The sequence below is a fragment of the Corynebacterium sp. HMSC034A01 genome (assembly GCF_001838175.1).
Lineage (GTDB): Bacteria > Actinomycetota > Actinomycetes > Mycobacteriales > Mycobacteriaceae > Corynebacterium.
In genome coordinates, this window is the sequence record NZ_KV835934.1 from 1 (window position 1) to 17,224 (window position 17,224).

General features: G+C 64.3%; 18 protein-coding genes and 3 tRNA genes. 12 read left to right on the forward strand and 9 right to left on the reverse strand.

What is annotated here, in order from left to right:
• Positions 1 to 73: 73 nt before the first annotated feature.
• The 6 genes from HMPREF2791_RS02515 (at position 74) to msrB (ending at position 2,743) form a co-directional block, all read left to right on the forward strand.
• A tRNA-Cys gene (locus HMPREF2791_RS02515) sits at positions 74 to 147 on the forward strand.
• A 15-nt stretch (positions 148 to 162) separates the two neighbouring features.
• A tRNA-Val gene (locus tag HMPREF2791_RS02520) sits at positions 163 to 234 on the forward strand.
• Between the two features lie 35 nt (positions 235 to 269).
• Positions 270 to 345: transfer RNA gene (locus HMPREF2791_RS02525), tRNA-Gly, on the forward strand.
• A 40-nt stretch (positions 346 to 385) separates the two neighbouring features.
• Positions 386 to 1,072, forward strand: coding sequence for a dihydrofolate reductase family protein (locus tag HMPREF2791_RS02530; RefSeq protein WP_070844225.1), 687 nt, complete (start codon positions 386 to 388; stop codon positions 1,070 to 1,072).
• Between the two features lie 28 nt (positions 1,073 to 1,100).
• The gene (locus HMPREF2791_RS02535) at positions 1,101 to 2,345 is read left to right on the forward strand and encodes a glycosyltransferase family 87 protein (protein WP_246825346.1); all 1,245 of its coding nucleotides are present in this window, start codon (positions 1,101 to 1,103) and stop codon (positions 2,343 to 2,345) included.
• A complete protein-coding gene (msrB, locus tag HMPREF2791_RS02540; RefSeq protein ID WP_070844228.1) occupies positions 2,342 to 2,743 on the forward strand; it encodes a peptide-methionine (R)-S-oxide reductase MsrB in 402 nt (133 codons plus the stop codon). Before HMPREF2791_RS02535 ends, msrB begins: the two co-directional genes overlap by 4 nt.
• Before the next feature lie 55 nt (positions 2,744 to 2,798).
• On the opposite strand, the gene hemQ is transcribed toward msrB, so the two are convergent.
• Complete coding sequence (gene hemQ / locus HMPREF2791_RS02545; protein ID WP_070474326.1) at positions 2,799 to 3,500, reverse strand: hydrogen peroxide-dependent heme synthase; 702 nt, start codon at positions 3,498 to 3,500, stop codon at positions 2,799 to 2,801.
• 152 nt (positions 3,501 to 3,652) lie between these two features.
• On the opposite strand from hemQ, the gene HMPREF2791_RS02550 reads away from it, so the two are divergent.
• A complete protein-coding gene (locus tag HMPREF2791_RS02550) occupies positions 3,653 to 4,267 on the forward strand; it encodes a DUF3000 domain-containing protein (RefSeq protein ID WP_070844343.1) in 615 nt (204 codons plus the stop codon).
• Positions 4,268 to 4,278: 11 nt separating this feature from the next.
• Positions 4,279 to 5,484, forward strand: a complete 1,206-nt coding sequence (locus tag HMPREF2791_RS02555; RefSeq protein ID WP_070474323.1) for an HRDC domain-containing protein — start codon at positions 4,279 to 4,281, stop codon at positions 5,482 to 5,484.
• Here HMPREF2791_RS02555 and dxs read toward each other — a convergent pair.
• The 4 genes from dxs to dut all read right to left on the reverse strand — a co-directional run bounded on the left by dxs (position 5,481) and on the right by dut (position 10,317).
• A complete protein-coding gene (gene dxs, locus HMPREF2791_RS02560) occupies positions 5,481 to 7,406 on the reverse strand; it encodes a 1-deoxy-D-xylulose-5-phosphate synthase (RefSeq protein WP_070844230.1) in 1,926 nt (641 codons plus the stop codon). The two genes, HMPREF2791_RS02555 and dxs, sit on opposite strands and share 4 nt — an antisense overlap.
• A 106-nt stretch (positions 7,407 to 7,512) precedes the next feature.
• Positions 7,513 to 8,763: a class I SAM-dependent RNA methyltransferase gene (locus tag HMPREF2791_RS02565; protein WP_070844346.1), complete on the reverse strand. Its 1,251-nt coding sequence runs from the start codon at positions 8,761 to 8,763 to the stop codon at positions 7,513 to 7,515.
• A gap of 9 nt (positions 8,764 to 8,772) precedes the next feature.
• Positions 8,773 to 9,750 (reverse strand): DUF3710 domain-containing protein, encoded by a 978-nt coding sequence (locus HMPREF2791_RS11510; RefSeq protein WP_083290205.1) that lies wholly within the window; start codon positions 9,748 to 9,750, stop codon positions 8,773 to 8,775.
• 84 nt (positions 9,751 to 9,834) lie between these two features.
• Positions 9,835 to 10,317, reverse strand: coding sequence for a dUTP diphosphatase (gene dut, locus HMPREF2791_RS02575; RefSeq protein WP_256380996.1), 483 nt, complete (start codon positions 10,315 to 10,317; stop codon positions 9,835 to 9,837).
• Positions 10,318 to 10,481: 164 nt separating this feature from the next.
• On the opposite strand from dut, the gene HMPREF2791_RS02580 reads away from it, so the two are divergent.
• Positions 10,482 to 11,024, forward strand: a complete 543-nt coding sequence (locus tag HMPREF2791_RS02580) for a DUF3093 domain-containing protein (RefSeq protein WP_070474526.1) — start codon at positions 10,482 to 10,484, stop codon at positions 11,022 to 11,024.
• Positions 11,025 to 11,121: 97 nt separating this feature from the next.
• Here HMPREF2791_RS02580 and HMPREF2791_RS02585 read toward each other — a convergent pair whose 3' ends face one another.
• Positions 11,122 to 11,415 carry a DUF4193 domain-containing protein gene (locus tag HMPREF2791_RS02585; protein WP_063936811.1) on the reverse strand — a complete coding sequence of 98 codons (294 nt, stop codon included), beginning with the start codon at positions 11,413 to 11,415 and terminating at the stop codon, positions 11,122 to 11,124.
• Between the two features lie 167 nt (positions 11,416 to 11,582).
• Between HMPREF2791_RS02585 and ppgK the strand changes: the two genes are divergently transcribed.
• Positions 11,583 to 12,341, forward strand: coding sequence for a polyphosphate--glucose phosphotransferase (gene ppgK, locus HMPREF2791_RS02590; RefSeq protein ID WP_070474318.1), 759 nt, complete (start codon positions 11,583 to 11,585; stop codon positions 12,339 to 12,341).
• Between the two features lie 204 nt (positions 12,342 to 12,545).
• Entirely contained in the window at positions 12,546 to 13,976 is a 1,431-nt protein-coding gene (locus HMPREF2791_RS02595; RefSeq protein ID WP_210400150.1) for an RNA polymerase sigma factor, read from the forward strand.
• A gap of 82 nt (positions 13,977 to 14,058) precedes the next feature.
• On the opposite strand, the gene HMPREF2791_RS02600 is transcribed toward HMPREF2791_RS02595, so the two are convergent.
• From HMPREF2791_RS02600 to HMPREF2791_RS02610, 3 genes are read right to left on the reverse strand one after another with little or no spacing between them, the layout of a single operon-like run.
• On the reverse strand, positions 14,059 to 14,673 hold the full coding sequence (locus tag HMPREF2791_RS02600) for a DUF4190 domain-containing protein (protein WP_070474312.1): 615 nt from the start codon (positions 14,671 to 14,673) through the stop codon (positions 14,059 to 14,061).
• Positions 14,674 to 14,721: 48 nt separating this feature from the next.
• On the reverse strand, positions 14,722 to 16,485 hold the full coding sequence (locus HMPREF2791_RS02605) for a DEAD/DEAH box helicase (protein ID WP_070844235.1): 1,764 nt from the start codon (positions 16,483 to 16,485) through the stop codon (positions 14,722 to 14,724).
• Positions 16,482 to 16,736: a DUF3039 domain-containing protein gene (locus HMPREF2791_RS02610; protein ID WP_070474523.1), complete on the reverse strand. Its 255-nt coding sequence runs from the start codon at positions 16,734 to 16,736 to the stop codon at positions 16,482 to 16,484. The genes HMPREF2791_RS02605 and HMPREF2791_RS02610 overlap by 4 nt, the downstream gene beginning before the upstream one ends.
• Before the next feature lie 51 nt (positions 16,737 to 16,787).
• Between HMPREF2791_RS02610 and HMPREF2791_RS02615 the strand changes: the two genes are divergently transcribed.
• Entirely contained in the window at positions 16,788 to 17,213 is a 426-nt protein-coding gene (locus HMPREF2791_RS02615) for a DUF3099 domain-containing protein (RefSeq protein WP_070474307.1), read from the forward strand.
• Positions 17,214 to 17,224: the final 11 nt, after the last annotated feature.

The following is a 17,224-nucleotide window of genomic DNA, read 5'->3' on the forward strand; positions in this document are numbered from 1 at the left end:
TCGCGAGTTCGAGTCTCGTCATCCGCTCCAAGTACTTCGGGGTTGAAGCCGAATACTTCGGAGGTAACTCCACGGTGGATTGGTCGAGTGGTTAGGCAACGGTCTGCAAAACCGTGTACACGGGTTCGATTCCCGTATCCACCTCCAAGCTGCAATAGCCTTGCGCGATTAGCTCAGCGGTAGAGCACTACCTCGACACGGTAGGGGTCACTGGTTCGATCCCAGTATCGCGCACAGAGGGTTTGTCCCCTCGGTAACTGAATAGCAATGCGGATGTAGCGCAGTTGGTAGCGCATCACCTTGCCAAGGTGAGGGTCGCGAGTTCGAGTCTCGTCATCCGCTCCACCTCAACCCCGGCCCGCGCGGCCGGGGTTATTCTTTTGCCATGGTCACTTCCGCGAACGACATCCTCGGACCGGTCCTCTCCCCTGAGAGGCGTGAAACACGTGCGGCAATGGTGATGACTCTCTTCGGCGCCTTCGGTCGCGACGGCGCTTCGGGCGATCTTGGCAACGAGCTCGATTCCGAGTTCCTGCAGGAGCTCCGCGCGTGGGCGGATGTCGTTCTCGTTTCCTCCGGCACAGTCGCTGCGGAGAGGTACGGTCCTTCGGACACCCCGATAGCCGTACTGTCGCGTTCTCTGGACATCGACCCCTCGCTCGGGGTGTTCTCCGGCCGGGACCCCATCATTGTGTGCCCGGAGCGATCGCTTAACGACGACACGCTGGCCCCTCAACGCACCGCCCTGGCAGAAGCAGGCGCGCGCTTCCTTTCCGCCGGCGATGGCTCACCTTCTGAAGTCATCGACGCCCTGCACCGCGATGGGTTCAATCGCATTGCCTGCGAAGGTGGCCCGAGCGTGTACGCCGATATGATCGGCAGCGGCCTACTTGACGTCGTGCACGTCACCTTGGATCCCTCCGTAAGCGCCGCGGACGGACCGTGGGGGTTGCAACGCATCAGCAAACAACGCCCATTCGAACGGCGATATGCGTTGGAAGCCGCCCACACGTCTGTAGACGCGGGCGATTCGATGCTCTTCCTGCGCTACCGGTGCGTGTGCGAAGGGTAGCTGCGCCCCGGCAGGTACGGTTAGGCGCGTGATTGATACTCCGCCGCCACGTAGCGTCCCCGAAGAACCCGCAGCGGGTTCAACCGCAGTGCAGGCCCAGCCGGCTGCCCAGAGCGCCGGTGTCTCGTCTGCGATCGCTGCTGCAGCCTGGCCTGTCGCGGCGCTTCTGGTCTTGCATCGGCTGTGTATTCTCGCGCGCGCGGGGTCGGTGACAGACGATTTCACCACAGTGTGGTCTGCGGCGCGCCGATTCGTGGAACGCGTCCCCGTGTACAACGAGGTCTACAGCCACGTCAATCCGCACTACCTTTACAACCCGGGCGCGACCCTGCTGCTGTCGCCGATGGGGCTGATCTCTGACATAGACCTGGCGCGCCCGCTGTTCATCGCGGTTAACGCCGCGTGCATCATCGCCGCTTTGGCGTGGCTGACCAAACTTTCAGGCCGTCCGCTTTCCGGGCCAACGTTTCCTGTCGCGATAGCACTGGCCTTTTGCACCGAGGCGGTGACAAACACGCTGGTGTTTTCCAACATCAACGGCATACTCCTGCTCGCCTTGGTTGCCTTTATCGCACTGCTTCTTTCCCGCCGGGACACCAGCGCGGGTGTGGTGCTGGGATTGGCCATTTTGGTCAAGCCGATGTTCGCCCCGCTGCTGGTGCTGCCGCTGCTGCAGTTTCGCTGGCGCCCCGCTCTCGGAGCGATTGGTGTTCCTGTGATGATGAACCTCATCGCGTGGCCGCTGACCCCGAGCGCCCGCGACTACCTCGATGTGGTTGTTCCGTATTTGAAGGTCACGCGCGACTACGCCAACTCTTCCCTGCCGGGTTTCGCCGTGTACTTCGGCATGCCCGGCTGGGCGAAAGCCGCACTGTTCGTGGTGCTGGCTGTCGCGGTCGCAGGGGCGGTGCTCGGGCTATTACGCGTGCGCCACAGCCAAGAGCTGCTCTACCTGGCTGTGGGCTCCGGAGTGCTGCTCGCCGGGGTCTGTCTGCTGTCCTCTCTGGGACAGGCCTATTACTCCATGCTGCTGTTTCCCGCGCTGTTTACGGTGTTCTCCCCGGATAGCCCCCTGCGCAGCTGGCCTGCTTGGCTCGGTGCGGCGCTGTGCCTTTCCCCTCTGAGCTGGTCCATCCCGCATCATCCGTTGACCGGCAGTTGGCTCAACACGTTTTTACCCACAGCCGGGTGGGCCGTGTTTATTGTCGCGTGCGCCGCGTGGGTATTGTCTAGGCCAACCTTGCTCGCTCCGAGGGAAAGGATTGGGCGATGACGAATTTCAAGGACTTCACCGACGCGCAGTGGCGTGAGAAGCTCAGCCCGGAGGAGTTCCACGTTCTGCGTGAGGCAGGCACGGAACCCCCAGGTGTCGGCGAATACACCAACACCACCACCGAGGGCGTATACCGCTGCCGTGCGTGCGGTGCCGAGCTGTTCCGTTCCACCGAGAAGTTTGACGCCCACTGCGGCTGGCCCTCGTTCTTCTCCCCGCTGGCGGGCGACGCCATCATCGAGCGCGAGGACACCTCCCTCGGCATGGTGCGCACCGAGGTGTTGTGCGCCAACTGCCACTCCCATCTGGGCCATGTGTTCGCCGGCGAGGGCTTCAACACCCCCACCGATCTGCGCTACTGCATCAACTCTATCTCGCTGACGCTCGACGAAGCGTAGAAAAGACGCCGTCAAGCAATTGCTTTTGACGGCGCCGCCTCCGGTGCGAGGCCGCTTAGGGCAGCACCGAGATTATCTCGCCGATGTCGCCCACGCGGCGGCCCGTCTGGAACGGGATCTCTTCGCGCACGTGCAGGCGGGCCTCGGTGTATCGCATGGTCTTCATCAACGCTTCGATACGCTCCAGCGTCGGCGCCTCGAATGCGAGCATCCACTCGTAGTCGCCGAGTGTGAACGCTTCCACGGTGTTGGCGCGCACATCCGCGAAATCGCGGGCCGCCATGCCGTGCTCCGCAAGGATGCGGCGGCGCTTTTCCGGCTCCATCACGTACCAGTCGTAGGAGCGCACGAACGGGTAGACCGTGATCCAGTCCCCCGGCTCCTCACCCATGATGAAGCTGGGCAGGTGGGACTTGTTGAACTCAGCCGGACGGTGCAGCCCGTTGCCAATCCAGCTCAGTTCCACCTTCTGACCGAAAGCGGTTTCCCGGCGGAAGTCCGCGAGGGCCTTCTGCAGATCCTCGAACTCCTCGGCGTGCCACCAGATCATGAAGTCGGCGTCGGCGCGGATCCCGGTGTTGTCGTAGATGCCGCGAACCGTGACCACGCCCTCCTGCTCAAGGTTGGTGAAGAAGGCGCGAGCTTCGTCGATAAGCTTGCTGCGCTCGGTGCCAAGCACCCCGGGGACTGCGCGGAACACCGCGAACTGCAAGAAGCGCTGCGTGGCGTTGAGTTTGTCAAAGTCGAGCTTGGCCATGGATTTTGCCCCTTTCCTGCCGCACGGCAGATCAAACAAAAGTCGTAGGACATTCTACGCCCTAGGTTGCGACACTCACGGCGCGCCTCCCCCAACGACGCGGGTTGCTGGATACGTTTGACCCTGTGATGAAACCGGACACCACCTCCCCCATGTCCGCCGGAGGCGCGGGCGCCAACAGGGACGACCACGGCAACAGCGATTCCTGGCCCGCAGAATTCAGCGCGGCCGTCGAATCCATGCACGCGGCGCGCCTGCGCCCCGAGATCACCCTGGGCACTATCCGCCCTCCGCAGCGCCCCGCACCGTTTAGTCACGCCGTCGGCCTAGAAGTCGCGCATGCGGACGAAGAGAACGTCCCGGTGAACTCTGAAGGCGATGCGTTCGGCCGCCTAATCTTGTTGCACTCCCCCGCCGCCGAAGAGGCATGGGAGGGCTCCATGCGCCTGGTCGCCTACATCCAGGCGGATATGGACGACGCTGTCGCTTCCGACCCACTGCTGCCGGACGTGGCCTGGCAGTGGCTCAACGAGTCCTTGGCCGAAACTGGCGCGCGCCACACCAACCTCGGCGGCACCGTCACGTCGACTGCCTCGGTGCGGTTCGGCGAGATTGGTGGGCCGCCTCGCGCGTACCAGCTGGAAATGCGCGCTTCCTGGACAGCTGAAGGCACCGACCTTCAGCACCACGTCGAGGCGTTTTCAAAGGTTCTGGCGCACGTCGCAGGTTTGCCTCCGGAAGGTGTGGCCCAGCTCGGTCCGCGCTAAAATCTCACCTGATGAGTGCACGGCTGGACTACCACCTTGTAAACACGCCCGCCGCCTTCCGTGAAGCGGCGGGCGCACTCGCGCACGGCCGCGGTCCGTTTGCTGTTGACACTGAGCGCGCCTCGTCGTTCCGCTACGGGGACCGGGCCTTCCTCGTGCAAGTGCGCCGTCGCGGCGCAGGCACGTTCCTGATCGCGCCCGAAGGTCACCGCGACGAGGTACGGGACATTCTCGGCCCTGTTCTCAACGGCGGAGAATGGATCATCCACGCGGCCAGCGAAGATCTGCGCAGTCTGGCGCTGCTCGGGTTGCACCCGGGCGTCCTTTTCGACACTGAGCTCGCCTCCCGCATTGTCGGCTACGACAGACCAAACCTCGCGGCGATGGTTGAGCGTTTCGTCGGTGTGGAACTGGAGAAGGGACACGGCCACGAAGACTGGTCCCGCACGCCTCTGCCCCGCGCTTGGCAGGACTACGCCGCACTCGACGTGGAATACCTCAACGAGCTGGCCGAAGCGCTCACGGAAGTCCTCGACGCTCAAGGCAAGCTGCGCTGGGCATTCGAAGAGTTCGCGCACCTCATCACCGTCTACTCGTTGGCCCCGCGCCCTGAGAAGTCCTGGCGCGATATCAAGGGACTTTCTACATTGCGGGACCAGTCCGGACTCCAAGTCGCCCGCGAGCTCTGGCACGCCCGCGAGCAATTGAGCGAGCAACGCGACATCGCCCCCGGGCGCCTGCTACCAAACCGGGCACTGGTTGATATTGCGCTCGCGGAGCCTGACTCACCTCGCGGGTTAACTCGTGCGGTTGGCGGTAAGGGATTACCGCCACGGGAGGTCCGGCGCTGGCTCGGCGTGGTCGAGCGCGCTTTGGCTACTGACCCTGGCACGTGGCCTCAGCGCCGAGACGCGCGGGCTAACGGCACCCCGTCAAAGTCCGGGTGGGAACGCCACTACCCGGAATCGTGGCAGATGCTCCAACTGTGCCGCAAAGACATCGCCGCGAGTGCCGAGGATTTGGACATTCGGCCGGACATTCTTCTCACCCCCGCGATCCTGCGGGAGACAGTGTGGCACGCCCCTGGCCGCGGCCCCGCCTGGGACACCCATCAAGCAGCGACGGCCCTGGAAAAAGCGGGTGCGCGGCCGTGGCAAGTGGAAATCACCGCGCCAATTTTGGCTGCGGCGCACGCCGAGATGACGCAAATGACCTAAGCGTCCTGATCCGCGAGGCTCGCCGCCCACTCACGGACCTGCTTGGCAGCCGATGCGGGGTCGAGGCCGTACTCCTCCAAGATCTCACCGCGCGATGCGTGCAGCGGGAAGATGTCCGGGAACGCGAGCTGGCGCACCGGGGTATCCACCTCCGCTGCGGCGAGAGCCTCTGCTACGGCGGAGCCAACGCCACCGCGGACCACGCCGTCTTCGTACACCACCACAAGGTCTGCTTCCGTGGCCAATTCCAGCACGTCGGAGGAGACGGGGACGACCCAGCGCGGGTCCACCACGGTTGCACGGATGCCGTCGGCTCGCACCGCTCCTGCGACTTCGAGGCCGTACTTCGCAAATGCGCCGACGGCAACGATCAGCACATCGATCTCGTCCCCGGCGCCCTCGCCTTCCGGACGTGCCAGCACGTCAGTGCCGCCGGCGAGTCGCTCCAAGGCATCAATATCGGAGCCGACCGCCCCCTTCGGGAAGCGGACGACAGTCGGCCCATCGTCCACCGCGATAGCCTCGGAGAACTCTTCGCGCAGACGCGCTGCATCGCGCGGCGCTGCGATCCGGATCCCCGGAACGATGGAAGCGATAGCCATGTCCCAGACACCGTTGTGGCTGGCACCATCCGACCCGGTCACGCCCGCCCGGTCCAGCACCAGGGTCACAGGTTGATCAATGAGCCCCACGTCCATGAGCAGCTGGTCGAAGGCGCGATTCAGGAACGTCGAGTAGACCGCAACAACCGGGTGCAAGCCGCCCAGCGCCATGCCCGACGCGGATGCGACAGCGTGCTGTTCTGCAATGCCTACATCGAAGAACCGGTCCGGGAACTGCTCCGAAAAAGGCTGCAGGCCGGTTGGTCCCGCCATCGCGGCGGTAATGGCCACGATGTCATCGCGCTCGTGGCCGACCCGCAACAGCTCCTCAGTAAACACAGAAGTCCAGCCCGGCTCAGATGTGGCTAGCGACTGTCCAGTCACCGGATCAATCACGCCCGTGGAGTGCATCTGATCAGCCACGTTGTTCACAGCCGGGGCGAACCCGTGGCCCTTCTCAGTGACCACGTGCACTATCAGCGGGCCTTCGTAGCGCTTCGCGTACTTGAAGGCGTTGAGCAGGCTCTTGATGTCGTGCCCTTCAACAGGGCCGACGTATTTCATGCCCAGCTCCGGGAACATTTCGGTGGGCAGCACCTGGTACTTCACGCCCTCTTTGAGCGCATGCAGCGCGTCGAAGGTGCGCTCGCCCACCCAGCCCATGGACTTCAGCGTCTTTTTGCCGGACTCCATCACTTCGTCGTACGCCGGCTGCATGCGAAGCGCCGCAAGCTGGTCGCGCAGCTTTGTCAGGTTGTTGGCAAACCCGCCGATGGTCGGTGAATAGGAACGGCCGTTGTCATTGACAACGATCACCACATTGCGGTTGGCCGCCGCGATGTTGTTCAGCGCCTCCCAGCACATGCCGCCGGTCAACGCCCCGTCACCGACGACGGCGACGACGTTGTCGCCGTCCCGGCCTTTCAGCGCCTTCGCCTTGGCAAGGCCGTCCGCATAGGACAGCGACGCGCTGGCGTGCGAGGACTCGGTCCAATCGTGCTCCGACTCCGCGCGCGCGGTGTAGCCCGAAAGACCACCCTTCTTACGCAGCGTGTCGAACTGCCCACCGCGCCCGGTGAGGATCTTGTGCACGTACGACTGGTGGGACGTGTCCCAAATAATCGGGTCGTTCGGCGAGTCGAAGATGTAGTGCAGCGCGATGGTCATCTCCACCACACCCAAGTTCGGGCCGAGGTGGCCGCCAGTTGCAGAGACCTTCTGGATCAACATCTCTCGGATCTCGCCGGCCAGATCGTCGAGCTGCGCAGGAGAGAGCTTGCGGACATCCGCTGGCGTCGCAATATGCTCAAGCAGTGCCACAGTCCCGTCGTACTCCTTCGCATTGTCAGGCGCGCCCGGATTGGGCGCAGCTGCCGTTTCGTTCACGCTAGTTTACACGCTGGCGCTCAGAGGAAGATTCGTCCCGCTACACCGGCTCAAGCACCGCGATTGCTTCGAAGTGGTGGGTGTTCGGAAACGCGTCGATAAGCTTCATCTGCTTAACGCAATAGCCGTGTTCGCCAAAACCCGCCAGGTCGCGCGCGAATGTTGCCGGGTCGCAGCCGACGTGGATGATGCGCTCCGGTGCTGCCTGAGCGATCGCACGAACCACGTCCGCACCCGCGCCCGCGCGCGGCGGGTCCAGCACAACCAGCCCCGGGCGCTCCAACTCGCCCACGACCGCCGCCGCATCGCCGTGGTGCACGCGCACATCACACGAAGCTGTGACCTGCTGGCGGCGGGAGGTTGCGGCGCTGGAGTAGTCCACAGACTCAATCCGGCCACCACCGAGCGCCTCGTTCATCGCTGGAACGAACGCCCCGACGCCACCGTAAAGGTCCCAACCCACGCGGCGCGTGTACTCACCCGCGCCCCACTGGGCAATCACGTCGGAATACGCCTCGGGTGCTTTCTGGTGCGCCTGCCAGAACGCAGTTGGCGGGAAGACGAAGTCGAACCCGCGCACCCGCTCTACCAGCTCACCTGGACCTTCAAGAACGCGCTCGACGCGCTCCACGCGGCGTCCGCGTTGCGCAGCCTGAGTCTCCACCACGTGCCGGCTACCGTCTGAATCGACTGCGGCAACGAGCTCTGCGCCGGGAGTGAAGCTGTCGGCTGCTTCCCCGACGATCCCGTCGAGTAAGCCCAGCACTGGCTGGGTGCACTGCACACCTGCCACGACCTCGGTGGAACGCGCCCGCCGCATTCCGGCGTTGCCCTGGCGGTCCACGCCCAGCCTGGCGCGGGTGCGCCACCCGGTCGCCGGCTGGAGCTGGACCGCCTCCACTGAGCCGAGATCGACGCTGTCAAGTACTCCGGAACGGGATGACAGCGCGCCCAGCTGACCAAGCAGCACCTCGCGCTTGAGCCGGAGTTGCGCGTCTGCGTCAATATGGGAAAAGTCGCAGCACCCCGCGCCCGCGGCAGCCGCGGGGCAAGTGGGATCGACGCGGTGCGGCGAAGGCTCGAGCACAGCGGTCGTCTCTGCGCGGGCCCAACGCTTCTTCACCTTCGTCAGCGTCGCCGCCACCGTGTCCCCGGGGATTGCGTCACGGACAAACACCACACGCCCGTCTGGCGCGTCGGCGATGCCTTCGCCGCCGTGCGCCATAGCCCGGACACGCAAGCGCACCGGCTCGCCGGCCTTGACAGCGGGCGCACCGGTGCTATGAGCCATCTCCGCCACTTACTCGGCAGCAGACGGGGCGTCGCCGCCTGCCTTCGTGCTGCCGCCTGCGGCGCGACGCTCGCGCAACTCCTGCAGCTGCTTCTGATTCTCAACGTTCTGGGCGATTATCTGCTTCAGCGCATCGCTCAGTGCGTTCGGGTTGCCCTCCGCCGGTGCCTGCGCGGACGCTTGGCCCTGACGCGCCTTCGCCTCAGCCGCAGCCTGCACCTGCTGCGCCAGCTGCGCGGGCAAAACAACCTGCAGGGAGTTGCCGGCCAGAATCGGGTCATCACCGCGGTAAACAAAGGAGCGGGCGACAGTTTCGCGGCCGATCTCGGCGAGTTGGTCTTCCGAGCCGGTCGGAGCTGCCAGGGTGACACGGTAGAGCCAGCGCGGGCCCTCCACGCCGATGATACGGATGACACCGTTCGTTCCGGTGCCCACGATCTCCTGGCCCCACGGGCCCTGCTGGATCTCCACCGGCATGCCTTCGGAGCGCATGCCCGCGATGATCTCCTCCGAAGACTCCTCCCAGAGGCCGCCGGTGCGCGGCGCGGCGAATGCGACCGGGGTGATACGGCCGTAGCGGGTAACCACGTGAACCATCTTCGGGCCTTGCTCGCCCATCTCCACCTGCACCTGGGATTCCTTCGGCAGCGGGACGCGGATCGAGCCAAGGTTCAAGGTGACGTTGGAAAAGTCGGAGAAGTCGAAGTCCTCGATGTCCACGTTGTCGCCGTCGAACGGGCCGGTGGAGCCTCCCACCGGGTCGTAGTCCGTCAGCGCTTCCACACCAGCCGCGGCCGAGGCGACAGGCGCGGCCGCGGGGGCAGCTTCCTGCGTTTCGACGGGCGAAGCCTCCTCAGCCGCCTCAACTGCAGACGCTGCCTCGGACTCAGCCGCGGGCTGGTCCTGCTTCGGTTCGAGCGGCGAGGACTCTACAGGATTCTCCTGCTTCTGCTTCTTCTTTTTCTTGCCAAACGGCCAAAATGCCATCGGTGGTCACTCCCTAAATCGGTGGTCGCAGATGAGTGTAATTCTTGTGTTTGCCGCTATTGACTGTAGTCGGGGCACGCGGCGCTAGTGCGTACCGGTCGAGCCGTACCCGCCGTCGCCGCGCTGTGTCTCGTCCAGCGCCTCAACCTCAGTGAACCCCACCAACTCGACGCGCTGGATCACGAGCTGTGCGATCCGCATCCCGCGGGTGATTTCGATCGGCTCGAAACGGTCGGTGTTGAGCAGGCAGACCTTCAGCTCTCCGCGGTAGCCCGCGTCGATGGTCCCGGGCGTGTTGACGATGCTCAACCCGTGCTTGGCAGCCATGCCGGAGCGTGGATGGATGAGGCCGACCGTGCCCACTGGTAGCGCGACGGCCACTCCGGTAGACACCAGCGCGCGCTCCCCCGGCTGCAAAACCAAGTTTTCTGCGGAATAGAGATCCGCGCCAGCATCTTCCGGGTGTGCCCGCATTGGCATGGGAAGCTCCGGATCAAGGCGCTTGACTGGGATCGGCGGCAGCGAATCGCCACCGTAGGTGCTGTACGTGCTGTTTTGGTTCTCCACCCGCCCCACACTACGTCAGTGCCGCTACCGCGGCGCCACTCCGCCAGAGGCGCCAAGCCACTCCGCCCGGGGCACCAGTGCACTGTGCCAGGGCATTGGGCCGCCCTCCCCCGCAGTTGGCGCGCAAGTATGCCCCTGCACAGGGCCCGCCTATTGTGGAGTACGTGAGTGAGACCGCATCGACCCCTTCAAACCCCCGCTCCGAGGATGCAGCACCAGCTGCGACGGCACCCAAGGCAAAGGTGTTGTACACGGAGCGCCAGTGGGTGCCTTGGTATTGGTGGGCTGCCCTCGCCGGGCTCGCCCTGTTGCTCGCCGGGCAGTTCGGCCTCAACCGCAACGTGTGGTGGTTCGCGGTTCCGCTAGTGCTATTCACGGCACTTTTCGCGTGGTTTTTGTTCTGGCTGTCGCGCACCACAGTAAGCGTCGAGCAAGACCCTGACGGGACGCGCTGGCTACTCGTGGAGGACGCGAATCTGCCAAACACAGTGGTGTCGCGCTCGATGGTGGTGCCGGGTTCCGCCCGCCAGAATGCGCTGGGACGCCAGTTGGACCCGGCGGCGTTTTTGGTCTCGCGCCCATGGGTCAGTGAGCATGTCCTCATCGTTCTGGACGACCCAGAGGACCCAACGCCGTACTGGCTGATCTCTTCGAAGAACCCCGAGGAGGTGTTGGCGGCTTTCGCACCCGGCACTGCTGCCGGGTAGCCGGACGATCCGGACAACCCGGACAACACCGCGAATGACGAAGGGCGGCCCCTCCTGACAAGGTGGGGCCGCCCTTTAGCCGTCGATAAGCGATTGCTTACTCGCAGTCGAGGCAGATCTTCGAGCCGTCGTCCTCGGTGTAGGCGAGGCGCTTGTTCTTCTGCACCAGGAAACAGGATGCGCAGGTGAACTCGTCGTCCTGTCGCGGCTTGACCTCGACGTTGAGCTCCTCGCCGGACAGGTCCTGGGTCGGAGGCTCCACCGGTTCCACGATCTCGCCGTCGTCATCCATGCTGCTGCCAGCTACTTCAGCAGCCTTGAGGCCTTCCAAGGAGTCGGTCTCAATTTCATCGTCCATGCGGCGGCGCGGCGCATCGTAATCGGTGGCCATGGTGGTGTGTCCTCCAGCTCAGCGTGGTCGCCCCTGGAAGGGGCCTGAATGTCGTTATTTGAGCGGAATACTAGGTCAAACACATAGCCCTGTCATCTTTCCTGCTCAGGCGTCGAAAACTTCGCTTGCAAGGCGGGGGTTGCTTTGCGTTTGTACACTTCCACTCCATGACGCAAAAGGCTCTGGGTTTCGGTGTTGATATCGGCGGTTCCGGCGTGAAGGGCGCCGTGGTGGATCTGCAAACCGGCGATTTTGTGGGCGAGCGGGTAAAGATTGCCACCCCTAAGCCCGCGACCCCGGAGGCGGTTGCCGAGGTTGTCAGGCAGATCGTCGGCGAATGCGAGTGGGAGGGCCCGGTCGGCATCACTCTCCCGTCAGTGGTGACCCAGCAGGTCGCGCGCACCGCAGCCAACATCGATGCGTCGTGGGTGGGCGCCAACGTGCACGGTCTCTTCACCGAAGCGCTGGGCCGCGAGGCCGTCTCTGTACTCAATGATGCGGACGCGGCGGGCATTGCCGAGGTCGCCTTCGGCGACGATGCCGCCCGCAGTGGCGCGGTTATCTTCCTCACCTTCGGCACCGGCATTGGTTCCGCGTTTCTGGTTGACGGCACCTTGTTCCCCAACACGGAACTCGGGCACATGCTTATCGACGGCACCGAGGCCGAGCATTTCGCCTCTTCCGCCGCGAAAGACCGGGATGAGCTCAGCTACAAAAAGTGGGCCAAGCGCGTAGATACAATCCTTCACGAATACGACCGGCTGTTTAACCCGACGGCGTTCGTTGTCGGTGGCGGCATTTCCCGGCACGCGGACAAGTGGGTGCCGCTTTTGACCGTGGACACCCCGGTGGTTCCGGCAGCGCTGCGCAACCGGGCCGGCATCGTGGGAGCCGCGATGGCCGCCCAGGACCATGTCGCACCGTAACCCCACCCGGGGGTTGATGTACGGTGGTTGCCGTTCAACGGTCGGTCCGCGGGGCACGGAATACTCCGCGTGGACGGCTGTTAATATTGGCGTTCTGAAAATTTTTGGACGCATACGTACCCTGGATTGCCAGTGGTAAGGTCCGATTGACTCGAAAGGGCGTACGTGGTAGCCAGCGAAGCTTCAAGCAACAATGCCGACGACGTGACTGCAGTTTCGTCCGACGGTGGCGCAGGCAGCGTTGCCAAGTCCAGCGCGAAGAAGACAGCCAAGAAGGCTGCGAAGAAAACCGCGAAGAAGACCGCCAAAAAGACGGTGAAGAAGGCAGCAAAGAAGACGGCGAAAAAGACTGCGAAGAAGGCCGTTAAGAAAACCGCAAAGAAGACGACTGCGAAGAAGGCCACAGCGAAGAAGGCAACTAAGGCGGTCAAGGACGCCGCGGATGCCGACGAGCTGGAGGACGAGGTCCAAAACGTTGACGGCGATGCGGATTACGACCCGGAGATCGGCGACGAGGACGAGGCCTTCGATGAGGACATCGACGACGCACTCGGCGACGACGGTGAGGATGAGGAAGGCCTGGGCGAAGATGACGCCGAGGACGACGAAGACGACGAGGAAGACAGCAGTTCTTCTGTCTGGGACATCGAGGAGTCCGCTGCCCTGCGCCAGGCACGCAAGGACGCGCAGCTGACGGCCTCCGCTGACTCGGTGCGCGCCTACCTCAAGCAGATCGGCAAGGTGGCCCTGCTCGACGCAGAGCAGGAGGTGTCGCTCGCAAAACGCATCGAGGCCGGACTGTACGCGCAGTACCGCCTCGACGAGATGGCGCGTGCGGCCGCCGAAGGTGACAAGGACGCGAAACTCACCCCAGCGGTGAAGCGCGACCTGCGTTCCGTTGCGCGCGATGGGCGGAAGGCGAAAAACCACCTGTTGGAGGCGAACCTTCGTCTGGTGGTCTCCCTGGCGAAGCGCTACACCGGCCGCGGCATGGCGTTTCTGGACCTGATCCAGGAGGGCAACCTCGGTCTCATCCGCGCGGTAGAGAAGTTCGACTACTCCAAGGGGTACAAGTTCTCCACCTACGCCACCTGGTGGATCCGCCAGGCCATTACCCGCGCGATGGCGGATCAAGCCCGCACCATCCGTATCCCGGTGCACATGGTCGAGGTCATTAATAAGCTCGGCCGCATCCAGCGCGAGCTGCTGCAGGATCTTGGCCGCGAGCCGACCCCGCTGGAGCTGGCGAAGGAAATGGACATCACTGAAGAAAAGGTGATGGAGATCCAGCAGTACGCCCGTGAGCCGATCTCGCTTGATCAGACCATCGGCGACGAGGGCGACAGCCAGCTCGGCGACTTCATCGAGGACTCCGAGGCTGTCGTGGCTGTGGACGCGGTGTCGTTCACGCTGCTGCAGGACCAGCTGCAGGACGTGCTGCACACGCTGTCCGAGCGCGAAGCTGGCGTTGTGCGCCTGCGCTTCGGGCTTACCGACGGCATGCCGCGCACCCTCGACGAGATCGGGCAGGTCTACGGCGTGACGCGCGAGCGCATCCGCCAGATCGAGTCCAAGACCATGTCGAAGCTGCGCCACCCGTCGCGCTCCCAGGTACTGCGCGACTACCTGGATTAACCCGCAGCGCGGGTTTGCCCTGCAACGCATAAACGCCCCGACCGATCGTGGTCGGGGCGTTAGCCGTCGAAAAGCAAAGCGCTTAGTTGTTCAGGCTCTTATCAACCTCGTCCTCGATGCAGGACTGGTACTTGGCGCTATCGCCCTGGAACTGCTCGCACGCCTCGAAGACGCCGTCGTCCAAGAGCTGCTTCGCCACAGAGAAACCGAAGATCAGCATCAGGGCGGACAGGATGGTGGCGATGGCACCCATGACGATGCCGGAGATCGCCATGCCCTTGCGGGAACCCGGGCCGACGATGGAGTTCGCCTTCTTCACACCGACGATGCCCAGGATCAGCGCAATCACGCCGAGAATAAGACCCGGGAAGAGAAACAGCAGCCCCAGCAGGGACAAAATGCCCAGGATCATCGCGGCAAGAGCCACACCGTTGTTCTGCTGCGGCGCGGCTGCCTCGTAGCCGTACGAGGTTGGTGCCTGGTTGTAGTTGTTCCCCGCCATGCCATAGCCGGCGTGGCCCGGCTCGCCACGGGTGTAGTCGGGTTGCAGCTGCTCGTGGCCGGTGTAGTCGCCGTAGTTGGAAACGCCCTCCGGGTGGCCGGCTGCCGGGTTGGTGCCGTACTGGTCGCCACCGTAGGGGTTTTCGCCGTTCGGATTCTGGCCGTTCGGGTTCTGGCCGTTGTAAGGGGTGCTCATCACAAATCCTTTCGTTTCATTGCGGTGCACGCCACCCTACCGCCGGGACTACCAGTCTCGCAGGAAGGCTATGCGCTCGCGCAGCTGTTCGGCGTTGCACAGTGCGGTCGGCGGTCCACCGCAGGCTTTGCGCACCTCGGTGTGGATCGCGCCGTGGGGCCGGCCGGTTTTGCCGGCGGCGATAGCCACGCGCGTGTTCAGCTCTTTGCGCAGCGCGGGGATTTCGTCCGCGGCGGTTGTGGCGCTGGGGGCGGCTGAATCTTGGACCGCATCGGGCTTCTTCACCGGCTCGCCGAGCACCTCCGCCCGTTCCCGCGCCTTGCGTTCTTCTGCCTTGCGCGCCCGCTCCTCTGCGTCGCGGGCATCCAATTGGTCGCTTTGCCGCTTGGCAAGAAGCGTGCGCACCTGCTCCGCGTCGAGCAGCCCTGGCAGGCCGAGGAAGTCCTGCTCTTCGGCGGATCCGGCTTGGGTGGGCGTGCCGTAGGTGGAGCCGTCGAAGATCAGCGAGTCCAGCTCGGCGGACGCGCCGATGGATTCGTAGGACGGCATGTCGTCCGGTTCTGTCTGCGTACGGTTGGCTTGGTCCAGCAGCTCGTCCGACCAGCCTGATTCCCTATGGGGTTTGCCCAGGACGTGGTCGCGCGAGACCTCCATCTCCTCCGCCAGGCGCAGCAGCACCGGCACGGAGGGCAGAAACACCGACGCGGACTCGCCCGGCATACGGGAGCGAACAAAGCGTCCGATCGCCTGCGCGAAAAACAGCGGGGTGGACGCTGATGTGGCGTAGACTCCCACGGACAGGCGCGGCACGTCCACCCCCTCGGAGACCATGCGCACCGCCACCATCCACTCGTCGCGCGAAGCGGAGAACTCGTCGATGCGGTCGGAGGCGCCGGGCTCGTCGGAAAGCACCACAGTCACCGGGGTGTTGGACAACTTCTCCAAGATCTTTGCGTAGGCGCGGGCGGTGGTCTTGTTCGTGGCGATGACCAATCCGCCTGCGTCCGGCATGTTGGCGCGGATCTTCATCAACCTGGTGTGCGCGGCGGTGAGCACCGCGGCGATCCAGTCGCCCTTCGGGTCGAGCGCGGTGCGCCAGGCGCGGGTGGTTTGCTCGGCGTTCAGCGGTTCACCAAGGCGCGCGGAGTACTCCTCACCCGCCGAGTCCTTCCACTGTGCCTCGCCGGAGTACGCGAGAAACACCACCGGGCGCACCACGCCGTCGGCGAGCGCATGCGAGTAGCCGTAGGTGTAGTCGGCTTCCGAAACCAGGTGGCCTTCGCCGTCCTCGACATAGCGCACGAACGGGATCTGCGAGTCGTCGGAGCGGAACGGCGTACCGGTCAGTGCCAGGCGGTGCTCGACGTCGTTGTAGGCCTCGTAAACGCCGTCGCCCCAGCTCTTAGAGTCGCCCGCGTGGTGGATCTCGTCCAGAATCACCAGCGTGCGGCGCGCCGACGCCACAGCGTGGTGCTTGAACGGGTGCATACCCACCTGCGCATACGTGACCACAATGCCGTCGTAGGAGGCGTTGACGGCTGAAGAGTTAGTGAAATTTGGGTCCAGGGATAGACCAAAACGCTTCGCGGCATCGGACCACTGGTGCTTCAGGTGCTCCGTGGGCACGACGACGATGATGCGCTGGACAGTCTTGTCCTCTTTCAGGCGCGATGCCAAGGTCAGCGCGAAGGTTGTTTTGCCCGCGCCCGGGGTTGCCACGGCCATGAAGTCGCGCGGCTTGTCACGGAGAAACGAATCAAGGGCCTCCTGCTGCCATTTGCGCAGCTGGGGCCCAGAAGTCGCGGCGGTCACTTGCGGCGCAGCCCCTTGTAGATCCGCTCGCAGTCGGGGCAGACCGGCGAGCCGGGCTTGGCCTGCTTTTTCACCGGGAAGGTCTCGCCGCACAGCGCCACCACCATTTTGCCGGAGATGGCGGAATCGACGATCTGGTCCTTCTTCACGTAGTGGAAGAACTTGGGGGTCCCGTCGTCCGTGGTCGACGAGGTGTCTTCCTTGAGATCCGGGCGCTCGAGCGTCTTCGTCGTCGTATTCACGGCAACCATCATGCCCCAATTTGGGCGAGAGGTTAAGCCGGAGGGCTAACCTCAGAGTTCATGAGCGCCAACGACCATGCATCCACTGGGCGCGCCTCCCGCCGCTTACGCCGGAGCAGGAAGTCCCGCGCGCTGATCACGGATGCTTCTTTCACTCCGGAGCAGAACCGGCAGTCGCGAGAGAAGCAGTACGCCGTCTTGCAAGGGTTGCGTCTGCCCTTCATCGTCGCGGCAGTGGCTGCGGCGTGGGCGAATTGGTGGGTGCTCGCCGGCATTTTGTTTGTGGTGTCTGTCCCGTTGCCGTGGATCGCCGTGGTGCGCGGGAACGCGCAGGGAGAGGTGCGGGATTCCCGCCAGAAGAACGTGTATAAGCCCGCCGTGGCCCGCCAGGAGCAGCAGATGCTGGCGCAGCAGCAGCGAGCGGCGCTGGATTCGGCGGAGAAAGACCGGGGCAGCTCCCCCGCTATCATCGAGCACGACGAATAACCCTCTCGTAC